At 70.4% G+C, this 17180-nt stretch carries 13 protein-coding genes; 11 read left to right on the top strand and 2 right to left on the bottom strand.

Going from position 1 to position 17180, the window contains the following annotated elements:
• Positions 1–409: 409 nt before the first annotated feature.
• Positions 410–2491 carry a SpoIIE family protein phosphatase gene (locus ABZ208_RS17880; protein ID WP_356910406.1) on the top strand — a complete coding sequence of 694 codons (2082 nt, stop codon included), beginning with the start codon at positions 410–412 and terminating at the stop codon, positions 2489–2491.
• A gap of 13 nt (positions 2492–2504) precedes the next feature.
• Here ABZ208_RS17880 and ABZ208_RS17875 read toward each other — a convergent pair whose 3' ends face one another.
• Positions 2505–3656 carry a YhjD/YihY/BrkB family envelope integrity protein gene (locus ABZ208_RS17875; protein WP_356910405.1) on the bottom strand — a complete coding sequence of 384 codons (1152 nt, stop codon included), beginning with the start codon at positions 3654–3656 and terminating at the stop codon, positions 2505–2507.
• A 63-nt stretch (positions 3657–3719) separates the two neighbouring features.
• Here ABZ208_RS17875 and ABZ208_RS17870 point away from each other — a divergent pair, with 63 nt between their 5' ends.
• From ABZ208_RS17870 to ABZ208_RS17825, 10 genes are all read left to right on the top strand, one after another.
• Positions 3720–4460, top strand: a complete 741-nt coding sequence (locus tag ABZ208_RS17870; RefSeq protein ID WP_356910425.1) for a GAP family protein — start codon at positions 3720–3722, stop codon at positions 4458–4460.
• A 145-nt stretch (positions 4461–4605) separates the two neighbouring features.
• Entirely contained in the window at positions 4606–5067 is a 462-nt protein-coding gene (locus ABZ208_RS17865; RefSeq protein WP_356910404.1) for a DUF6325 family protein, read from the top strand.
• A 6-nt stretch (positions 5068–5073) separates the two neighbouring features.
• The gene (locus tag ABZ208_RS17860; RefSeq protein WP_356910403.1) at positions 5074–5349 is read left to right on the top strand and encodes an SHOCT domain-containing protein; all 276 of its coding nucleotides are present in this window, start codon (positions 5074–5076) and stop codon (positions 5347–5349) included.
• Between the two features lie 72 nt (positions 5350–5421).
• Positions 5422–6801, top strand: coding sequence for a chloride channel protein (locus ABZ208_RS17855; RefSeq protein WP_356910402.1), 1380 nt, complete (start codon positions 5422–5424; stop codon positions 6799–6801).
• A gap of 238 nt (positions 6802–7039) precedes the next feature.
• A complete protein-coding gene (locus ABZ208_RS17850) occupies positions 7040–8575 on the top strand; it encodes a gluconokinase, GntK/IdnK-type (RefSeq protein ID WP_356910401.1) in 1536 nt (511 codons plus the stop codon).
• A 29-nt stretch (positions 8576–8604) separates the two neighbouring features.
• On the top strand, positions 8605–9519 hold the full coding sequence (locus ABZ208_RS17845) for a cyclase family protein (RefSeq protein ID WP_356910424.1): 915 nt from the start codon (positions 8605–8607) through the stop codon (positions 9517–9519).
• Between the two features lie 147 nt (positions 9520–9666).
• Positions 9667–11250, top strand: coding sequence for a GMC family oxidoreductase (locus ABZ208_RS17840; RefSeq protein WP_356910400.1), 1584 nt, complete (start codon positions 9667–9669; stop codon positions 11248–11250).
• Between the two features lie 220 nt (positions 11251–11470).
• Positions 11471–12280 (top strand): SDR family oxidoreductase, encoded by an 810-nt coding sequence (locus ABZ208_RS17835; RefSeq protein ID WP_356910423.1) that lies wholly within the window; start codon positions 11471–11473, stop codon positions 12278–12280.
• A gap of 41 nt (positions 12281–12321) precedes the next feature.
• Positions 12322–12903: a cytochrome d ubiquinol oxidase subunit II gene (locus ABZ208_RS17830; RefSeq protein WP_356910399.1), complete on the top strand. Its 582-nt coding sequence runs from the start codon at positions 12322–12324 to the stop codon at positions 12901–12903.
• 46 nt (positions 12904–12949) lie between these two features.
• Positions 12950–14713 carry a cation:proton antiporter gene (locus tag ABZ208_RS17825; protein WP_356910398.1) on the top strand — a complete coding sequence of 588 codons (1764 nt, stop codon included), beginning with the start codon at positions 12950–12952 and terminating at the stop codon, positions 14711–14713.
• A 402-nt stretch (positions 14714–15115) separates the two neighbouring features.
• Here ABZ208_RS17825 and ABZ208_RS17820 read toward each other — a convergent pair whose 3' ends face one another.
• On the bottom strand, positions 15116–16963 hold the full coding sequence (locus tag ABZ208_RS17820) for a glycoside hydrolase family 15 protein (protein ID WP_356910397.1): 1848 nt from the start codon (positions 16961–16963) through the stop codon (positions 15116–15118).
• Positions 16964–17180: the final 217 nt, after the last annotated feature.

Here is a 17180-nt window from a genome sequence, read left to right as displayed (position 1 = left end):
GCCAACCGGCAGCCCGCTCAAGGACCATTTCCGCCATCCTGATTACACACTGCGCATTTTTCGTCACTGTACGGAGTTGCCGTACGCGGTACGGCGACTCCGCACGGATCGCATACGAACCGGACCGCCGGGGCACGGCCCTGACACCTGTCAGGTATCGCGGAGCCGTCCCGTTCCCTCAGCTCCCCGGCGGGCACGGACACCAGGCTGCCCGTCCGGTCCCCGGGACCGTCGGGGAGCGGGGGACCGGACCGGTTCTCAAGGCTGCTCGGGTGTTCCGCCGGCGTCGACGACGGTGCGGTCGCTGGTGTGGTGTCTCCCGGCCCGCTCGCATCTGCCGCCGTGCCGCCGAACGGGTGCGCGCCCATACTGAGAACACGGATCGTGCCACGTCAGGCGGATGTCGGTGATGAACGACGGTGCTTCGGGCGAGGGCGTGAGCGGCGGCACGGATGCCGCGCGGGACGCCGGCGGGTGGCTGGGGGAGCTGCCCGTGGCGCTGGTGGCCACCAGCGCCGACGGGACCGTGGTGCGCTGGGAGCAGGCGGCACGGGAGTTGCTGGGCTACGAGCCGCAGGAGGTGCTCGGCCGGCACATCGCCTCCCTGCTGCACCCCGGGCCGGGCAGGAGCCTGGGGCGATCACTGTGGGAAGCGGCCGCGACCGGCCGCGGTGTGATCGGCACGGTCACCGCATGGCACCGCGACGGGCATCCGATGGAGCTCGAGGTCTGGGCCTGCCCCACGGCCGGCCGGCACAGCGGCAACACGGTCCTCGTCTTCGCCGCCGATGCCCATGGAGCCCGCCGGATCCGTGGCTCTTCGGCCGTGTGGGACGGGCTGTTCACCCGCTCGCCCGTCGGCATCGCCATTTTCGACACCAGGCTGCGGTTCTTGCAGGTGAACCCCGCGCTGCAGGCGATGAACGGTGTACCCGAGTCGGCGCACCTCGGGCGGCGTCTGGCAGATGTGCTGCCGCAGACGAACACCGCGGACATGGAGAGCGCCATGCGCCGTGTGCTGGTCACCGGCGAGCCGGTCCTGGACCTGCGCCGCACCGGCCGCACACCCGCGGACCCTCGCCGCGACCGGGTGTGGTCGTGCTCCTTCGTCCGCCTGGAGGACGCGGGAGGGAACCCGATCGGCGTCACCGCGTCCCTCATCGACATCACGGAGGAGCAGGAGGCCCACACCGAAGCCGTGGCAGGCCGTCGCAGGCTCGCCCTGCTCAGCGAGGCCAGCGTTCGCGTCGGCACCACCCTCGAACTGGAGCGCACCGCGCAGGAACTGGCCGACATCGCCGTCCCCGACCTCGCGGACGTCGTCACCGTCGACGTACTGGACGTGCTCGCGTCCGGTACGGACCCGGGCGTCGGGCTGGTCGGTGGCTCGGCCCTGCGCCGCCTGGGCAAGGCCCCGCTCAGCGGCTCCGCCGTCGCCGACGTCCTGGCCCCGCTGGGCCGCACGCTCTCCTTTCCCGCGGGTGCCCCCTACACCCAGGCGCTCGCGGAACGGCAGCCCTTCCTCATCGGCCGCCTCGACTCGGCGGCAGTCGCCCCGGCGGGCCGCCACTCCGTCAAACCCGAGCAGGTTCTGGGGATGGGCGTGCACTCCTTCATGATGGCGCCGCTGATCGCCCGGGGCATGGTGCTGGGACTCGCCACGTTCTACCGGACCAGCCCACTGGGTCCGTTCGACGCCGAGGACGTCGCCCTCGCGAGCGACCTGGCCGCCCGGGCCGCGGTCTGTATCGACAACGCCCGTCTGTACCACCGCGAGCACGACACCGCCGTCGTCCTCCAGCGCAGCATGCTGCCTCAGCACATCACGCCACCGCCCGGCATCGAGGTCGCCCACCGGTATCTGCCGGCCAGCGACGTGAACGAGATCGGCGGCGACTGGTACGACGTCGTCGCGCTCGCCGGTGGCAAGGCGGCTCTGCTCATCGGGGACGTGATGGGTCACGGCATCTCCGCCGCCGCCGTGATGGGACGACTGTCCAGCAGCGTTCGGGCACTGGCCCGACTCGACCTGTCTCCCGTGGATCTCTTCAAGCAGTTGGAGGCCACGCTCGCCGACCTGGCCGAGCCGATGCTGGCCACGTTCCTCTACGCCGTCTGCGATCCCACGACCGGCCTCTGCCGCATTGCCCGTGCCGGACACCCGCCGCCGGCCGTGGTCACCCCCGACGGCACCGCCCGCATCCTGCAACTGCCGCCCGGAGCGCCGCTCGGCATCGGCGGTATCGACTTCGCCACCACCGACGTCACCCTGGAGCCCGGCAGTCTCCTGGTGCTGTACACCGACGGACTCGTGGAGTCGCGCGGCAGCGACATCGACGAACGCCTCACCGAACTCGTCCACCTGCTCACCCGGCCGGGCCGCCAACTGACCCACCTGTGCGACACGTTGGTCACCCATCTGGTGCCGGCGTCCGCCGACGACGACATCGCCCTGCTCATCGCCCGGATCGGCACCGAGGCCCGGCACTGACGGACCGTCCGGGTCAGCTCTCGTTCCTGACGAGCCACCGCGGAGGCGGACTGTCCAGACGGCGGGCCACGGCCGGCTCCTGGGCGACGACGGCACCCGCGGTGATGCCGACCGCGACCGCCACGCAGACCACGATCAGCCACGAGAGCAGGACGAAGACGGAGCCGACCGATCCGTACTCGGCCAGGGCACGGTTGAGTGCGCGGGGCATGTAGAACCGTGCGCTGACCGACAGAGCGGTCATGGCGATCGCGGTGATGGCCGCACCGGGCAGCAGCGGCAGCCAGCGGACCAGACCGCCCAGCAGCATGTGCTGGCTCCACCACCAAAGGACCGTCTGCGACACCACGGTGACCGGGATGCCCAGCCACAGGCCGACGCCGAACCCGTCGCGCAGCGGAGCCTGAACGACGAGAACCGCCAGCCAGGCCGCGATCCACACAGGCCACCGCCAGATGGCGATCCTGGTCCCGGCTCTGGGGATCTCCCAGGCCCGCTTGCACAGCCGCTGCATCGCCCGGCTGACGGCAGTGGCGGACAGCAGCACCATCAGCAGTCCCACCACGCTCGTGGCCTCGCGCAGGTCGCCCGTCTGGGAGTCGAACACGTGCGTCAGTTGGGCGTTCGCGGGGCCGGTGAGCCCGAAGACCACCCGTACGGAGCTGATGAGCTGGTCGCGCACGCCCTGCGGAGCGATGGACGCGACGACGAAGAGCAGCGGGACCGCGGTCAGAAAGCACTGCGCCGCAAGTCTGGTCGCGGAGTCGAAGATGTTCACGGACACCATCCGCTCGGCGAGATGCGTGATGACCGGGAACCGGCGCTCCGCCCCGGAGTGCAGCCGCTTCGCCGTGGCGGTGAGACTCCGGGACCGGGTCCGCCACCAGGACGGCCGCAGGACGGAGTCCCGACGGCGGGCCCGCGTGTCCGCGTGTTTGAGGTCAGCCTCCTGGTGGACCGGTGGTGGTCCCGACGGCGCCCGGTGGTCCTCGGGCTCGCTGGAGGGCATCACCCGGCGGGTGCGGCATCCGGACGCGGTGAACCGCCCCTCACCGTCGACGGCACCCGTCCGGAAGACGACATCGCGCTGCTCCTTCCCTGCGTCCAGGTTGGCGGAGGCGGTGGAGGGCGGCATCTCGGAACGGGCCGGGAGCGCGGCGGCCACAAGGTGTCGCTTTCACGTCCTTTGCATACGCTCGTGATGTTCCGCCACACGATTGGGGTCGCCATGGTCCTCGACCTGCTCCTCATCGCGCTGGGCATCACGCTCGACCCGCTGCCGATCATGGCTTTCGTCCTGGTGGTGGCATCGGACCGGGGTGTGTGGAAGGGGCTGGCCTTCATCATGGGCTGGCTGGCCTGTCTCGTCGTCGTGATCGCGCTGGTCCTCACACTGACCGGCGGAGAGCCCCCGCCGCCCAGGTCTCCGCCGTCCACGGCGGGGCTCGCGGTCAGACTCGCCATCGGAGTCGGGCTGGTGTCCTTCGCCCTCTACCGGCGCAAACGGATGCGGTCGGCTCCTCAGGAGGCCCCCGCTTCCGTACGCGACCACGTACCCGAGCCCGCCACGGCGCAGGAGACGGCCGGCACGTCGCCGCGTACGACCTCCCGTTCCCGGTCGTCCTCGTCCATGACGTCCCGGATGGATCGCAGCTCGGCCTGGGCGGTCGCCGGGCTCGCCGTGTTCCTGCAGCCCTGGGGCATGGTTGCGGCGGCCGCGGCCACCGTCGTCTCGGCCGACCTGTCGCATCTGTCGACGTACGTGGCCCTGTTCGCCTTCTGCATCCTCGCCACCGCGAGCCTGCTGGCCGCCGAGCTGTACGTGGTGTTCTCACCGGAGGCTGCCCAGACCCGGCTGCTGAAGCTGCGCAACTGGCTCCAGGGGCACGAGCAGCAGGCGATCGTGGTCATCTGCCTGCTGCTCGGCCTGTGGCTGACCGGGCAGAGCATCTACCAGCTGACCGGCTGAAGCGTGCCGGATCCCAGAAAATGCGGGGCCCCGCGTGGGGTGCTGGAATGACGGGGAGGGCCGTCCGCCCCGGAGTTGGCCGCCTGTGCCGCGAGACAGCGGCGGCGGGCCGACCCGGACCCCGACCTGCTCGTGAGGAGTGGCCATGAGCGAAGACCTGGCTGAGCTGGAAGAAATGGGCCCCGTCGACTACGTGGTCGTCGAGTTCCCCGGCAACAGGATGACGGGGGAGGGCTTCCCGCTTCTCGTCGATCTCGTCGACCGCGGCATCATCCGCATCCTCGACCTCGTGTTCGTCCGCAAGGACAGCGACGGCTCGGTCTCGGGGCTGGAACTGAGAGAATTCGGGGACGAGATCGACCTCTCCGTCTTCGAGGGCGCCTCGTCCGGACTGCTGGACCAGGAAGACATCGACGAAGCCGGTAACGTGCTGGAGCCGGGCAACTCTGCCGGAATCATCGTGTACGAGAACGTGTGGGCGGCACCCTTCGCCAGGGCCCTGCGGCGCGGTGGTGCGCAACTCGTCGCGAGCGGACGCATTCCCGTCCAGGCCCTGCTGGCCTCGCTGGAGGCCACCGAGGCCGAGGGCACCAAGTCTGGGAGTTGAGTGAACATGCCAGGACTTCTCCGTGGTGTCGCCCGTACCGCCGTGGTCGCCGGCACCGCCACCGCGGTGTCCGGCCGTGTGTCGCGGCGGCAGGCAGGCCGTTGGGCGCAGCAGGACGAGCAACAGCAGGCGCAACAGTCCCAGGCTGCCCCGCCTCCCGCTCCTCCGGCCGACGACATGAGCAGCAAGATGGACCAGCTCAAGCAGCTCGGCGAACTGAAGGCCCAAGGGGTGCTGACCGAGGAGGAATTCGAGGCGCAGAAGAGCAAGATCCTCGGCTGATCCTCGGCCGACACGGGCCGGGAGACCGGGAAGGGCTGACACGGACTCGGGGGAACGGGAAGGGACGACCCCATGACGGAGCCGAGTCCGCGACCGGCCACGTCCGGTGGAGGAACCCAGCCGGAGGAGGCGGACCGGCTGCGTGAGATTCTGCGTACACCGGGCTATCTCAAGGGGCTCGTCTTCTGCGCCCTCATCGGTGTGCCGGTGTCGCTCCTGGCGTTCTGGTTCCTCGTCGCGCTCCATCAACTGGAGCACTTGATGTGGGCGGATCTGCCGGAGACCCTGGGCTGGGACACCCCGCCATGGTGGTGGCCGCTGCCGTTGCTCCTGGTCTCGGGAATCCTCGTCGGCCTGGTGGTCACCCGTATGCGCGGGGCCGGCGGTCACATTCCCGCCGCGGGACTGCACGCAGGCGGTCCCACGGCCGCGGCCCTGCCCGGCGTGATCCTCGCGGCTCTTGCCAGTCTCCCGCTGGGTGCCGTACTGGGGCCCGAAGGCCCCCTGATCGCACTCGGTGGCGGACTGGCCCTGCTGTTCAGGGACCTCACCCGGGCGCCGGCCACTGCGCAGGCCAAGACGCTGCTGGCCGCGGCCGGGGCTGCGGCGGGAATCTCGGCGATCCTCGGAAACCCACTGATCGCCGCTGTGCTGCTGATGGAGATGGCGGGAGTGGGAGGGCCGCAGCTGTTCGCGGTCATGCTCCCGGTGCTGCTGGCCAGCGGTGTGGGATCCCTGGTGTTCACCGGCTTCGGCAACTGGACCGGTCTCGACACAGGGAGCCTGACCCTGAAGATCGGCGTACCGCTTCCCAGTCTTGATGCCGGAGACGTGCTGTGGGCTGTGCTCATGGCTGTGGCTATCGGTGCCGCCGTGCATCTGGTGATGGGCGGAGGCCGCACGACTGCCCGTTTCGTCGCCAGGCGGCCCGTCGTGCACACGGCCGTCTGCGGACTCGCCGCAGGAGTCTGCGCCGCGGTGTACGCCCTCGCCACCGACCGGACACCTGTGGATGTGGCCTCCTCCGGCCAGGCCACGCTGAGCCGGCTGGCCGCCGATCCGCACGCCTGGGGGGTCGGTGCCCTGATCGCCGTACTGCTCTGCAAGGGCCTGGGCTACGCGATCTGTCTGGGCAGCCTGCGCGGCGGTCCCATCTTCCCCTCGCTGTTCCTGGGCGGCGCGGTGGGCGTGCTGCTCGCGCCCCTGCCGGGCCTGGGGGTGGTACCGGGAATGGCCGCCGGTATGGCGGCCGCCGCGACGAGTGCCTTGCGGCTGCCGGTCAGCAGTGTGGTCCTGGTGATCCTGCTGCTCGGCAGCGCCGCCATGATCCCCGTGGTGATGCTGGCCGCCGTCGTGGCGTTTGTGACCACGGAGCTGCTTCCTCCCGGAGCCGCTGTTCCGCCGGTGGGCAAGGCTGCCGAGGCGGCCCCCACAGTGCAGGACCGATCCTGAGCGCTGCGCTGCACCGGCTGCCGGACGGGTCCGGGGTGCGCACCGGACCTTGGAGGCTCAGATTGGAATCAATCCGACCAGCCGTACGGGAGATCGTCCGGCAGCGCGGGGCGTACGACGCGAAGGAGCGTGTCATGACGGGTCCTGTGAGCGGAGCGGGCACGGGTACCGCGGCGCGGAGCGGCATCGTCAGCTGCCCCCGGTGCGCGGTTCCCGGTCCTTCGGAGGGGTGATGTCCGTGCGTCCGCCACCCGTGCCGCCCGACGCCGCCCGAGGGGCGCCACCGACCGTGGTGCTCGTCGTCGGTGTGGCGGGATCCGGCAAGTCCACGGTGGCGCGGCTGCTCGCAGACCGGCTCGGCCGGCCGTACCGGGACGCGGACGACTTCCACCCCCCGGCCAACCGCGCCAAGATGGCCGCCGGTGAACCGCTGACCGACGCCGACCGGCGGCCGTGGCTCGACGCCATCGCCGCCTGGATGGACCAGGAGATCGCGGCGCGGCAGCCGGCCGTCGTCACCTGCTCCGCACTCAAACGCGCCTACCGCGACCACCTGCGCGGCGGCCGCCCCGAGGTACGCCTGGTGTACCTGCACGGTTCACGCGAGCTGATCCGCTCCCGACTGGCCGCCCGGCACGGCCACTTCTTCCCGGCGGCCCTGCTGGACAGCCAGTTCGCGGAACTCGAGGAGCCGGAGCCGGACGAACATCCCTGCGTGGTGGAGATCGACCAGCCGCCCGAAACCGTGGCCTCGGCCACCGTCTTCCTGCTCGGTGCCGAGCAGGAGGGACGAACCCCGATCACGGGGGCGGCTGCCGCCCCCACCACATCTACCGAGGGGACACGTATGCCTGCCGGCGCCACAGGAGAGCAGTGGCAGCTGCGCCACGGCGGACAGACGGCCGTCGTGGTCCAGCTCGGCGCTGCCCTGCGCCACTACGAGGTGGACGGCCGGCCGCTGCTGGACGGGTTCACCGCCGGCGCACGCATCACCGGCGGCCGCGGCCAGTTGCTCGTCCCCTGGCCCAACCGGGTGGGCGGCGGCCGCTACCGTTTCGACGGTCAGGAACTGCAACTCCCGCTGACCGAGCCGGAGAAGCACAACGCCATCCACGGGCTGCTGCGCTGGACCCCGTGGCAGCTGCTCGCCCGTGCCGACGACGCGGTCAGGGTGGGCACGACCCTCTTTCCGCAGCCCGGGTATCCCTTCCAGCTGGAGGTCTTCGCCGAGTACCGGCTGGGCCCCCAGGGGCTCGACGTGGCCGTCACAGCGACCAACGCGGGCGATACCGCGGCACCCTACGGCGTCGGCCAGCACCCCTATCTGACCGTGGGCACCGACGGGGTGGACCCGGCATTGCTGACGGTGCCCGCCCACTACTGCCTGAGCACCGACGAGCACGGTCTGCCGGTCGGGCGGGAACCGGTCGACGGCACGGCGTACGACTTCCGCACCGCCCGTCCCATCGGGGAGCAGCAGCTGGACACCGCGTTCACCGGACTCGACCGGGACGCCTCAGGCTGGGCCGTGGTGACTCTCGCCCACCCCTCGGGGCGGCACGGCGTCGACGTGCGGCTGGGCGAGAGCGCCCGGTACGTGCAGGTGTACACGGGCGACACCCTGGCCGAACCAGCGCGGCGGCGCCGCGGTCTCGCCGTCGAGGCCATGTCCTGTCCTGCGGACGCCTTCCGCAGCGGGACGGATCTGACCGTGCTGGAGCCGGGCGGCAGCCATGTCCTGCGGTGGGGCATCGCCTACTGGGAGTCCGCATGACGACGCACCCGCTGCCGGCCGCCGAGGGCATGACCGAGGCCGCCTTCCGGGCCCTGTACGAGCAACTGCGCGAGGGGACGCCGCGCGGTGCCGAGGACCGCCGCGGCGCCCTGGGCAACCTGACCCCCGAGTGCGTCGTGGCCGCCGCCGCCGAGGTCAGGACGGGGCGTACGGTGTCCCTCGCCGCGCCCGTCGAGACCTTGCCCGGCCCCGACAACCCGCATCCGGCGAACCACCGCATGACCGGCCCGGCCAACGGTGACTCAGCTGCTGAGGGGCTGCATTTCGCCCTCGACCGGTTCGCCATGAATGTGCACGGCGACGCGGACAGCCACCTCGACGCGCTCTGCCACGTGATCTACGACGGGGAGCTCTACAACGGGCTGCCGGCGAGCAGCGTGACGCCGGAGGGCGCCGGTGCGCTCTCCCTCGACACGGTGCACGACGGCATCGTCGGACGCGGCGTGCTCCTGGACATACCGCGGCTGCGGGCGGTGCCCTGGCTGGAACCCGGCGACCATGTGACGGCTGACGACCTGACCGCGGCCGAGGCCGCCCAAGGGGTCCGGGCCGGGCCGGGAGACCTCCTGTTCGTCCGGGTGGGGCACCGCCGCAGGCGCCAGGAGCTCGGCGCATGGAAGGCGGCTGACGCCCGGGCCGGTCTCCATCCGACGGCGATGCGGTTCCTGGCCGAGCGGCGCGTCGCCGCACTGGGCTCGGACGGCAACAACGACACCGCACCCAGCGCGGTGGCCGGCGTCGCGTTTCCCGTGCATGTGCTGGCGATGCATGCCATGGGGCTGCATCTGATGGACTACCTGCAGTTCGAGGAGCTGGCCCCGGTGTGCGAGCAGGCAGGTCGCTGGAGCTTCCTGTGCGTGGTCGCCCCGTTGAGGCTGCCGGCGGCCACCGGAAGCCCGGTGAATCCGATCGCCGTGCTGTGACCGAGGCCCGGCGGCGGCCGTCCGGGTGCCGCGGACCGAAAGGACGGATACGTTCGAAGACGTGCACGTTGCTGGAACTCCGCGCCGGCGGAGTGATGCCAGGTCCGGGCGGAAGGCAGGGCCGCGAGAGCAAGGACGGTGGGCGCTGTGGGCGACTCCCCGCACTACGACGTCATCATCATCGGTACCGGCGCGGGCGGTGGCACGCTCGCCCACCGGCTCGCACCCTCCGGCAAACGGGTGCTCCTCCTCGAACGCGGCGACTATCTCCCGCGCGAGCGGGACAACTGGGACTCCACCGCCGTGTTCGTCAAAGGCAAGTACCGGGCCCCGGAATTCTGGCTCGACCAGCACGGCAACGAGTTCCCGCCCGAGGTCAACTACTACGTCGGCGGCAACACCAAGTTCTACGGCGCGGCCCTGTTCCGGCTGCGGCCCGAGGACTTCGGCGAGCTCACGCACCACGACGGGCTCTCGCCCGCCTGGCCGCTCCGGTACGAGGACCTGGAGCCGTACTACACCCAGGCCGAACACCTCTATCTGGTGCACGGACGCCACGGCGAGGACCCCGGCGAAGGGCCGGTGAGCGCCCAGTACGCCTATCCGCCCGTCGAACACGAACCGCGCATCCAGCAGTTGAGCGACGACCTGGAGAAGCAGGGCCTGCACCCCTTCCATCTGCCCATCGGGGTCAACCTGAGCCAGGACAGCAACGGCCGTGCGACGCACTCCAGCGTGTGCATCCGCTGCAACCGCGTGGACGGCTTCCCCTGCCTCGTGCGCGGCAAGTCCGACGCACAGGTCATCTGCGTGGAACCCGCCCTCCGGCACCCGAACGTCGAGATGATCACCAACGCCCGCGTGGTCCGGCTGGAGACCGCCGGCCCGACCGGACGCAGCGTCAGCTCGGTCGTCACCCGGCTCGAGGACGGTTCCGAGGCCAGGTACGCGGCGGACATCGTGGTCGTCGCCTGTGGCGCGGTCAACTCCGCCGCCCTGCTGCTCGCCTCGGCCAATGAACACCACCCCCGCGGGCTGGCGAACAGCTCCGACGTGGTCGGCCGGCACTACATGCGGCACAACAACCTGGCCCTGATGGCCATTTCGAAGGAACCCAACGACACCCAGTTCCAGAAGACCCTCGCCCTGCACGACTGGTACCTCGGAGCGGACGACTGGGACTACCCGCTGGGCGGCATCCAGATGCTCGGCAAGTCCGACGCCGAGCAGATCCACGGCGAGGCACCGCGCTGGGCCGGAGCGGTGACCCCGGACATGCCCTTCGAAGTGCTGGCGCATCACGCCGTCGACTTCTGGCTGTGCGGCGAGGACCTCCCGCTGCCAGGCAACCGCGTCACCCTGGACCGCCGCGGCACCATCCGCCTGTCGCTCGACGAGAAGAACAACATCGAAGGACTGAACCGCCTGCGGCACAAACTCCAGCACATGCTGGGCCACTTGGGCATGCACGAACACCGGCTGCTGTCCCACAGCATCTACCTCCACAAGGGCATGCCCATCGGCGCCACCGCCCACCAGGCGGGCACCGTACGCTTCGGCGACGACCCCGCCACATCCGCGCTGGACATCAACTGCAAAGCCCACGACCTGGACAATCTCTATGTGGTCGACACGAGCTTCTTCCCGAGCATCGGCGCGGTCAACCCGTCCCTGACGGCCATCGCCAATGCCCTGCGTGTGGGCGACCACCTCATCGACCGCCTGAGCTGACCGCCGGGACCGGCCCGGTCGGCCGCCGGTCCGAGCGCTGCTCCGACCGGGCGAACATCCTCCGCCGGGCGGCCCAACATCAGCTTGCCGTACATGCCGCCCTGCCCCGTGGGTGGTTCTGTGACGCTCCGGACCGGCCGGACCGCGGCCCGGGGGCCCTCGAGGCCACGCAGCGAGGAGGCAGGCAATCGTGAATTCCACTGCGGGTGCACCCCAAAACATGATCCCGGCGCATCTGCTCAAGGGCCAGAAGGCGCTGGTCACCGGCGCGAACTCGGGCATCGGCATGGCGACCGCCATCGGTCTGGGCCGGGCCGGCGCGGACGTGGTCGTGAACTATGTGGCCGGCCGTGAGGACGCCGAGAAGGTGGTCGAGGAGATCACCTCGTTCGGTGTGCGCGCCGCGGCGTACGAGGCGGACGTGTCCCAGGAGGACCAGGTCACCGCCATGATGGACCGGATGGTCCAGGAGTTCGGGACGATCGACATCCTGGTCGCCAACGCCGGACTGCAGCGCGACGCCCGGCTCACCGAGATGACCCTCGCCCAGTGGCAGAAGGTGCTGGACGTCAATCTGACCGGGCAGTTCCTGTGCGCCCGGGAGGCGACCAAGGAGTTCCTGCGCCGCGGTGTCGTCCCCGAGGTGTCCTGCGCCGCCGGAAAGATCATCTGCATGAGCTCGGTGCACCAGGTCATCCCCTGGGCAGGTCATGTGAACTACGCCTCCTCCAAGGGCGGCGTACAGATGATGATGGAGACCCTGGCCCAGGAGCTCGCCCCGCAGAAGATCCGGGTGAACGCGGTCGCCCCCGGCGCCATCAAGACGCCGATCAACCGCGACGCCTGGGAGACGCCCGAAGCCCGGCAGGATCTGCTGAAGCTGATCCCGTACGACCGTATCGGCGACCCCGCGGACATCGCCCACGCCGTCGTCGCCCTCGCCTCCGACCTCATGGACTACGTCGTGGGCACCACGCTCTACGTGGACGGCGGGATGACGCTCTTCCCCGGGTTCGCCACCGGCGGCTGACCCCCACCCGACCAGAGTCATCCCTAGCGGCAAAGGCGCGTATGCACACCACGGTCCAGACGCCGGCGGACGCCCCGGCCCAGATGCTTCCGGCCGGATCGCTCATGGCCTTCACCCTCGCCTCCGACGCCCGCCGCTTCGACGCGCCCGATCTCGACGCCTACTTCCGGCGCCGGGCCCTCGGCGCTCTCGCCGTCGTCGCCGTACTGGCAGTGATCACCCTGTTCGTCACGCACGGCGACGCCGCTCACGTGTGGCACGGCCTCACCCACGGCGTCGGGCTCGTCTTCGTCGTCCTGGCCGCAGTGGCCACCCTCGTCACCGCATGGCTGCTGCTGCGCACATCCGGTGCCTGGTCCCGGATCACGGCCGTCGGCGTGGTCGCATCCGCCGTCATCGCCTGGGGCACGGCCCAGCGCCCGTACCTCATTCCCACCTCACTGACCGTCGCCGAGGGGGCGGGCGCTCCCACCACGCTGCGCCGGCCGGCGTTTGTCACGCTGGTGGCGGCGCTGCTGGTCATTCCGGCCGTCGTCTTCCTGCACTGGCTGGACACCCATGGCGAGCAGGAGGAACTCTCGGAGGCCGATCTGAGGCGCGGCGGCACCGGCGGCGACGGCTGACTTCCGAGAGGCCGTGGCACATGCAATTCCCAGGGGTGACGCAGCAGTGACCGAGGACGAGATTCTGCTGGGCATCGGCCTGACCGTGGCACTCGCCGTGGCGTGCCAGATCCTCGCAAGCAGGCTGCGGATCCCGGCGCTCATCCTGCTGCTGCCCGTCGGCTTCGCCGCCGGGGCGCTGACCGACGTCGTCCACCTCGACAAGCTGGTGGGGCCCGACTTCTCCGCCCTGGTCTCGCTCGCCGTGGCGCTGATCCTCTACGACGCCGGGCTGGGCCTGGACCTGCGCCATCTCAAGGGCAGCACCCGCAGTGTCGTGGCGCGGCTGATCGTGCTGGGCGTGCCGATCACCTGGGGTGCGTCTCTGGGCCTGGTCCCCGTCCTGTTCGACGTCCCGTTCGCGGTGGCCCTGATGGTGGGCGTGATCCTCGTCGTGTCCGGGCCCACCGTGGTCGGTCCACTGCTCGAATACGTCAGACCGGCGGACCGGGTGCGGCGGATCCTGATCTGGGAGGGGTCCCTGATCGACCCGGTCGGAGCAATCCTCGGCGCGCTGGCCTTCCAGTCCGTCCTCGCCGGGGGCTTCCAGGCCGGCCACGGATTCAGCGTCGCGGGCTTCCTCCTCAGTATGGCGGTCGGCCTGATCGGCGGAGCGGTGGCCGCCGCACTGCTGTGGTTCACCCTCCATAAGCTCCGGCTCGGCGAAACCCTCGGCACGCTCGCCCAACTGGCCATCGTCATCGCGGTGTCCGCGGGCTGCGACATGGTGCTGGACGACACCGGTCTGGTCGCCGCGATCGTCGCCGGGCTCACCGTCGCGAATTTCCCCGCATTCGACCTGCCCGCCCGCCGGTCGTTCTTCGAGACGCTCGTCCAGCTGATCATCGGTCTGCTGTTCATCTCCATCTCGGCCACGGTGACGCCGGCATCCGTCGTGCCCGTGCTGCTGCCGTGCCTCGCTCTCGTCGCCGCGCTCGTCCTGGTGGTGAGACCGCTGGTTGCCTGGGTCTCCACCGGCAGGACGGAACTCAGCGCCGGAGAACGGGCCTTCATCGGCTGGATGGCGCCGCGCGGCATCGTCGCCGCCTCGACCGCGTCGACGTTCTCGGCGAGCCTCGTCGACGAGGGTCTGGACGGCGCCGACAAGATCCTTCCGGTCACCTTCCTGGTGATCGTCGGAACCGTCGTGCTCTACGCGCTGACGGCCGCTCCGGTCGCCTCCACCCTCGGCGTCGTCACGTCCACGCGTACCCGACCGCTGCTCGTGGGCGGCGCCCCCTGGGTGATCGAGCTGGGGCAGTCGCTGCGCGCCGCCGGACTCGACGTCCTGATGTGGGCCGGACCGCAGCAGCAGCGGGACCGGATCGGACAGGCCGGGCTGGAGCTCGCCCCGGGGGAGCTGCTGGCCACGGCAGCCGCCCCCGAGGCGCAACTGGAGGGCATCACCGCGGTCTTGCTGCTCACCGACGACGACGACTTCAACGCGCTCGCCTCGATCATGATGCAGGACAGCGTCGAAGGGCCGGTCTACCGGATCGGCCCGCCGGACGACACTCCCGGGGCGGTCGCCCCGTACACCGGCGGTGACATCCTCTTCGGCAGATCACTTCTGCGGCACTCGCTGGCGGCGCGCCACGGGCAGGGCGCCCGCTTCCTGGTGCAGCCCGCCACCGAGACGCTCCCGGCCGAGCACGACACGCTGTTCGTCGTCCGGGCCGACGGCCGGCTCGAGCCGGTCACCGAGACGCAGAACGTCACCCCGCGCGAAGGCGACACCGTCGTCCTGCTCGGCCCCGCACCGGCCGCGTGACCAGCGCCTGACCGGCGGATCGCTCATGAGCTTCCGGGCCGTGGCCACGGGATACGACACGCGAGCCGTCTCTCGTCAGTGGACGATGGACACGATCCAGTCCCCGTCCGGGCGATCTTCGAGGACCAGCCTGCGGCGTCAGATGCGTGGGGTCTCCCCGGGCCCGCCAGGGTCGAGGGGAAGCATCGCAAGGCGTTTGGGGCACCGCCCGCCCGGAGGCCGGGGGAGATCGCCCTCGTACCGGACGTACTTGGGCGACTGGGACAACACAGCGAGGTGCCGTAGCCGTCGCCGCGGGCCCGACAAGATCGCCCGGACAGGGCTTGGTGGGCGCCGGTGGTCCACCCCGGGTCCCTGGTCGCAGGCAGGGGACAAGCTACGGGCGCATCCGCCGGACAGGCCCTAACCGCCGTCGTGCGACCGGCGGTTCAACGCGGCATCCAGGGTGATGGCCGCATCGATCTGTGCCAGATGAGTGAACGCCTGCGGGAAGTTGCCCAGTTGCCGCCCGGTCAGGTCGATCTCCTCGGAGTACAGGCCCAGATGGTTGGCGTACGTCATCATCTTCTCCAGCACGAGCCTGGCCTGATCCAGCCGCCCGGCCCGGGCCAGGGCGTCGACGTACATGAACGTGCAGAGGGAGAAGGTCCCTTCGGAGCCGCGCAGACCGTCGGGCGATGCCTCGGGGTTGTAGCGGTAGACCAGGCTGTCGGTGACCAGCTCCCGGTCCATGGCCTCCAGCGTGGACGTCCACATCGGGTCGTCGGGCGTGACGAAGCCGACCGTCGGCATCCGCAGCAGCGACGAGTCGAGCACATCACTGCCGTAATGCTGGACGAAGGCCTGGCGCTTCGGGTCCCAGCCCTTGGCCAGGATCTGCCCGTAGAGTCCGTCGCGCTCGGTGGTCCAGCGGCCGTGAGCGGCCGGCCGGCCGTGAGCGGTCGCCAGCCGCAGCGCCCGGTCGAAGGCCACCCAGGACATCACGCGGCCATAGGTGAAGTCGTTGCGCCCGCCCCGCGTCTCCCATATCCCTTCCTCGGGCTGGTCCCAGTTGTCGACGAGCCAGTCGAGCAGCGTGTGCAGCGAGGTCCAGCCGCGGTTGTCCAGCTGGATCCCGTGCTGGTGGGCGAAGTAGATGCTGTCCAATGCCTCGCCGTAGATGTCCAGTTGCAGCTGGTTCGCCGCGCCGTTGCCGATACGCACGGGGGCGGAGCACTGATAGCCCTCCCAGTGCTCCAGGGTCTCCTCGACGAGGTCGGAGGAACCGTCGACCCGGTACATGATGTTGAGCGGTCCTGTGTCCCCCTCACTGCCCACCCGCTCGTGCACCCGGTCACGCAGCCAGCCGATGAACGCGGTCGCCTCCTCCTTGAACCCCAGTCCCAGCAGGGCGTACACGGAGAAAGAGGAATCGCGGATCCAGGCGAACCGGTAGTCCCAGTTGCGCTCGCCGCCCACTTGCTCCGGCAGGCCCGCTGTGGGTGCCGCCACCAGGGCGCCGCTCGGCGCGTATGTCATCAGCTTCAGTGTCACGGCCGAGCGCTCCACCGCTTCGCGCCACCGGCCCGAGTAGCGGGACTGGCCGAGCCATGACCGCCAGTACCGGACCGTATCGTCGAAGAGTTCCTCGAACTGGGCGAGGCGGATCTCGTGCGGTGGCCCGTCGGCGGACGATTCCAGTACCACGCCCCGGTGCTGTCCGGCCTGCAGGGTGAGCGAAAAGTGCAGATCCCGGTCGCCCGTGAGCGTGTTGACGAGGCGTTCGTCCTCCGGTTCACGGACGGGATGAACCGTGAGCTCCAGGCCCTCCGAGGCGAACACCGCTCCGTGCTCGGTGATGTGCAGCTCGTGCGGCTTGCGGCCGTAGTCGAACCGCGGGGCGATGTCGACCTCGAACGTCATGGTCCCGCGCACGCACCGGAGCATGCGGACCAGCCGGTGGCGAGGAGTGGCCGTCTGCCCGGTCACGGGCATGAAGTCGACCACTTCGCCTGCGCCCGCCTCGGTCATGAACCGGGTCACGAGAATCGCGGTGTCGGGTAGGTACAACTGCTTGGTCGCGTACATCGTGTGAGCCGGCCGGACCGTGAAATGCCCGCCCCTTTCCCGGTCGAGCAACGCGCCGAACACACTCGCGGAGTCGAAGCGGGGGCAGCAGAACCAGTCGATCGTTCCGTCCGTTGTCACCAGCGCCGCAGTCTGCAGATCACCGATGAGTCCGTGATTCTCGATCAGCGGGTATTCGTCCATGGGGAGCCCCTTTCGGTGCCACCCGGTCAGCTTAAGCAAGGAATTCCCGACCTGCCTGGCGGGTTCCTGCCGCCGATTCCGGTGCGCCGGTCCTGGATCTGCGTGCGCCGGGGAACGGCATTACGTTGGAAACGAAGGAGTGTGGACACACGCCCGGAGGCTGCCGTGCTGTCGATCCCCGCGCCGCTGCCCGGAAGCGGTGCGCTCACCGGGTCCC

The sequence above is a fragment of the Streptomyces sp. NPDC006208 genome, assembly GCF_040613775.1.
In the GTDB taxonomy this organism is placed as follows: domain Bacteria; phylum Actinomycetota; class Actinomycetes; order Streptomycetales; family Streptomycetaceae; genus Streptomyces.
The sequence above is the reverse complement of the archived record's forward strand: the minus strand, read 5'-3'. Positions and strand labels throughout refer to the sequence as shown.

Excerpts from the sequence above, each read along its gene's own strand:
- ABZ208_RS17870 (WP_356910425.1), top strand. The coding sequence starts at position 3,720 with ATGGTCCTCGACCTGCTCCTCATCGCGCTGGGCATCACGCTCGACCCG.
- ABZ208_RS17845 (WP_356910424.1), top strand. The coding sequence starts at position 8,605 with ATGACCGAGGCCGCCTTCCGGGCCCTGTACGAGCAACTGCGCGAGGGG.
- ABZ208_RS17880 (WP_356910406.1), top strand. The coding sequence starts at position 410 with ATGAACGACGGTGCTTCGGGCGAGGGCGTGAGCGGCGGCACGGATGCC.
- ABZ208_RS17820 (WP_356910397.1), bottom strand. The coding sequence starts at position 16,963 with ATGGACGAATACCCGCTGATCGAGAATCACGGACTCATCGGTGATCTG.
- ABZ208_RS17830 (WP_356910399.1), top strand. The coding sequence starts at position 12,322 with ATGCACACCACGGTCCAGACGCCGGCGGACGCCCCGGCCCAGATGCTT.
- ABZ208_RS17855 (WP_356910402.1), top strand. The coding sequence starts at position 5,422 with ATGACGGAGCCGAGTCCGCGACCGGCCACGTCCGGTGGAGGAACCCAG.
- ABZ208_RS17835 (WP_356910423.1), top strand. The coding sequence starts at position 11,471 with ATGATCCCGGCGCATCTGCTCAAGGGCCAGAAGGCGCTGGTCACCGGC.
- ABZ208_RS17865 (WP_356910404.1), top strand. The coding sequence starts at position 4,606 with ATGAGCGAAGACCTGGCTGAGCTGGAAGAAATGGGCCCCGTCGACTAC.
- ABZ208_RS17860 (WP_356910403.1), top strand. The coding sequence starts at position 5,074 with ATGCCAGGACTTCTCCGTGGTGTCGCCCGTACCGCCGTGGTCGCCGGC.